Origin of the sequence: Hyalangium sp. (assembly GCF_035629615.1) — a bacterium.
Lineage (GTDB): Bacteria > Myxococcota > Myxococcia > Myxococcales > Myxococcaceae > Hyalangium.
The window spans coordinates 1-3617 of the sequence record NZ_DASPHO010000460.1; the positions used below are offsets into that span (position 1 = coordinate 1).

Below are 3617 nucleotides of genomic sequence, written 5' to 3' on the forward strand. Positions count from 1 at the left end.
GCTCCACCACCGTGAGGCACGCGCCGTCCACGGAGATGGACTCACCCAGGGCAAAGCTGGCAGCCCCCAGCGCCGTGCGGATCCACAGATCCGTCATCCCACCTGGGACGACACGATCCACCACGCCCACATCCTGAACGAGACCGGTGAACATCGGCGGGGCTTATAACGAATCCATCAGAGCCGTGCCTGGAGGAGCAGATCCGCTCCGAGCTGCTCGACGGTGAGGTCCTTCAGTGGGAGCGCCTGGGACATCAGCTTCACCCCGAGCTCACCGGACCAGGAGAGCCCCTGGCTGCCGATGAGCTTGGGGGCCAGGAAGAGGGCCAGCTCGTCCGCCAGCCGATCGCGGAGGAAGGAGCCGTACATCTCCGCGCCGCCCTCCACCAGCACATGGTTCAAGCCCTCCTGGGCGATGCGGGCGAGGAGGATCTTCAGATCCACTCGGCCGCGCTTCTCGCTCAGCTGCCACACCTCCACGCCCTGCTCGGCGAAGCGGCGGGCCTTGCGGGCGGCGGGATCCTCCAGCGTGGCCAGCACCGTCTTCGCCCGAGAGCGCTGGGTGAAGACGGTGGCCGTGGGCTTCAGGCTCAGGCGGGAGTCCACCACCACACGCACCGGGTCCTTGCCTCCACCGCCTGGCAGCCGCGTGGTGAGCTTCGGATCGTCCAGGCGCACCGTGTTGGCGCCCACGAGGATCACGTCCACGCGATCGCGCAGGCGGTGGACCCACTCGCGCGCCGGCTCGCCTGTCACCCAGCGCGAGTCCCCCGTGGCAGTAGCCAGCTTGCCATCCAGCGTCACCGCTGCCTTGAGCGTGACGTAGGGCTGCCCGGTGCGGATGGCCTTGAAGAAGGAGCGGTTGAGCCGGTCCGCCTCGTCCTTGAGGACACCCGTGAGCACCTCCACGCCAGCGCGCCGCAGCCGGGCAATGCCCTTGCCATTCACCTGGGGGTTGGGATCCGTAGACGCGCTGATGACCCGGCGCACCCCGGCCTCGAGGATGGCCAGGGTGCAGGGGGGTGTGCGCCCATAGTGATTGCACGGCTCGAGCGTGGTGTAGAGGTCGGCGCCCCGAGCCCGAGGCCCCGCGGCGGCCAGCGCCATCACCTCCGCGTGCGCCTGGCCCGCGGGCTGGGTGTAGCCGCGGGCGATGATGCGCCCACCCTTCACCAGCACCGCACCCACCGAGGGGTTGGGACTGGTGCGCCCCAGGCCCTTGGCCGCCTCCTCCAGCGCGATGCGCATGAAGAACTCGGCCACGGCCTGGTCGAAGTCCGCTGCCCGCTTCGCCCTGGGGGCCCTGCTCGCCTTCATCCGTGCGCGCGTCAGCAGCCTCATGACGGCTGGCCACCCTTGCCTGGCTGAGGCTTCGGACGGCCCTCCTTCGGCTGATCCGCGAGCTCGCGCAGCTCGTTCATGAACTCGGCGATGTCGCGGAAGCTCCGGTACACCGAGGCGAAGCGCACGTAGGCCACCTCATCCAGCGCCCGCAGCCGGCGCATCACCTCCTCGCCGATGACGCTGGAGGGCACCTCCTTCTCGCCCATGCCCTGGAGCAGCCGCTCGATGGCCCCCACCGTCTGCTCGACCTGGTCCACCGACACCGGCCGCTTCTCGCAGGCCTTCTTCAGCCCGTTGACGATCTTGTCCCGATCGAACGCCTCGCGCCGGCCATCCTTCTTCACGATGAGCGGGTAGAGCTCCTCCACCCGCTCATACGTGGTGAAGCGCCGCTTGCACTCCAGACACTCACGGCGTCGACGGATGACCGAGCCCTCATGCGACTCGCGCGAGTCGATGACCTTGTTCTCGGTGTCCTGGCAGAAGGGGCAGCGCATCGGGGGGAGGGGACACTACCTCAGCCGCGAGGCATAGAGCGGGAAGGACTTCGTCAGTTCCTTCACCTTTCCGCGGATGCGCCCGAGCTGCGCCTCGTCCGAGGCGTGATCCAGCGCCTCGCCCATGAGCTGGCCGACGATGGCCATCTCCGCCTCCTTCATTCCACGGGTGGTGAGAGCGGGCGTGCCCACCCGGACGCCGGAGGTGGTCATCGGCTTCTCCGGATCGAAGGGGATCATGTTCTTGTTCACGGTGATGCCGGCCTTGCCCAGCACCTCCTCGGCCACCTTGCCGGTGAGCTTCTTGGGGCGCAGGTCCACCAGCATGAGGTGGTTGTCCGTGCCGCCCGAGCACAGGCGCAGGCCCGCCCGCTGGAGCGCCTCGGCCAGCGCCTTGGCGTTGGCGACGATCTGCCGCTGGTAGGCCTTGAACTCGGGGGTGAGCGCCTCCTTGAAGGCCACGGCCTTGGCGGCGATCACGTGCATCAGCGGACCGCCCTGGATGCCCGGGAAGATCTGGCTGTTCACCGTCTTGGCGTACTGCTCCTTGCACAGGATGAGGCCACCGCGCGGGCCCCGCAGCGTCTTGTGCGTGGTGGAGGTGACGAACTCCGCCATCGGCACCGGCGAGGGGTGGATCCCCGCGGCCACCAGGCCGGCGATGTGCGCCATGTCCACCATCATCGCCGCGCCCACGCTGTCGGCGATCTCGCGGAACTTCGCGAAGTCCAGCGTGCGCGGGTAGGCGCTGGCGCCCACGACGATGACCTTCGGCTTGTGCTCCTTGGCCAGCGCGGCCACCTGAGCGAAGTCGATTGTCTCCGTGTCCCGGGTGAGCCCGTAGTGGACCACCTTGTAGAGCTTGCCGGAGAAGTTGAACGTCGCTCCGTGCGTGAGGTGGCCGCCCGAGTTGAGATCCAGCGACAGCAGGGTGTCGGCCGGCTTCATCAGCGCCATGTAGGCGGCCATGTTGGCCTGGCTGCCGGAGTGGGCCTGGACGTTGGCGGCCTCGGCGCCGAACAGCTCCTTCACGCGGTTGATGGCCAGCGTCTCGGCCACATCCACCACCTCGCAGCCGCCGTAGTAGCGCTTGCCGGGGTAGCCCTCGGCGTACTTGTTCGTCAGCACCGAGCCCATGGCCGTCATGACGGCCGGGCTGACGAAGTTCTCCGAGGCGATCAGCTCGAGCCCCTCCTCCTGGCGCTCCGTCTCCTGACGGACGACCTGGGCGATCTCGGGATCAACCTCAGCGAGCGTGCGGGTGTTCTCCATCTGTCGTCTCCCTCGAAACGTAGGGGTTCAAGCGGGCCTCATCGCTCCGATTCGGCCTCGCGGATCTTCTGGACGCGCTTCTCATGCCGCCCACCCTCGAACGGCGTGGCCAGGAAGGCCTCGAGAATGGCCCTGGCCACCCCGGCCCCCACCACCCGCTGTCCCAGACACAGCACGTTGGCATCATTGTGGGCGCGAGCCATCCGCGCCTCGAACTCGGTGGTGCACAGGGCAGCGCGCACGCCCGGGTACTTGTTGGCCACGATGCTCATGCCGATGCCCGTGCCGCACACGAGCACCCCATGGGCGTACTGCCCGGCAGCCACGGCGCGGGCCACCTTCGTGGCGAAGTCCGGGTAGTCCACGGACTCGCGCGAGGAGGGGCCCACATCCTCGAAGGCCACGCCCCGCTCCCGGAGCCCGGCCACCAGCTCCTGGCGGAGCTCGAGGCCCGCGTGATCGGACGCGAGGATGATCTTCACGGGGGGCTCCTCCCTGGGAGCG

At 68.6% G+C, this 3617-nt stretch carries 4 protein-coding genes and 1 pseudogene; all 5 read right to left on the reverse strand.

The window, feature by feature from the left end:
- A pseudogene (locus VD972_RS23520) lies at positions 1 to 154 on the reverse strand (riboflavin synthase); the annotation flags it as partial.
- Positions 155 to 177: 23 nt separating this feature from the next.
- The gene (ribD, locus tag VD972_RS23525; RefSeq protein WP_324990586.1) at positions 178 to 1341 is read right to left on the reverse strand and encodes a bifunctional diaminohydroxyphosphoribosylaminopyrimidine deaminase/5-amino-6-(5-phosphoribosylamino)uracil reductase RibD; all 1164 of its coding nucleotides are present in this window, start codon (positions 1339 to 1341) and stop codon (positions 178 to 180) included.
- Positions 1338 to 1841 (reverse strand): transcriptional regulator NrdR, encoded by a 504-nt coding sequence (gene nrdR, locus VD972_RS23530; RefSeq protein ID WP_324990587.1) that lies wholly within the window; start codon positions 1839 to 1841, stop codon positions 1338 to 1340. Before nrdR ends, ribD begins: the two co-directional genes overlap by 4 nt.
- A 15-nt stretch (positions 1842 to 1856) precedes the next feature.
- Entirely contained in the window at positions 1857 to 3113 is a 1257-nt protein-coding gene (gene glyA / locus VD972_RS23535; RefSeq protein ID WP_324990589.1) for a serine hydroxymethyltransferase, read from the reverse strand.
- 38 nt (positions 3114 to 3151) lie between these two features.
- A complete protein-coding gene (gene rpiB / locus VD972_RS23540; protein ID WP_324990591.1) occupies positions 3152 to 3595 on the reverse strand; it encodes a ribose 5-phosphate isomerase B in 444 nt (147 codons plus the stop codon).
- Between the last annotated feature and the right edge of the window lie 22 nt (positions 3596 to 3617).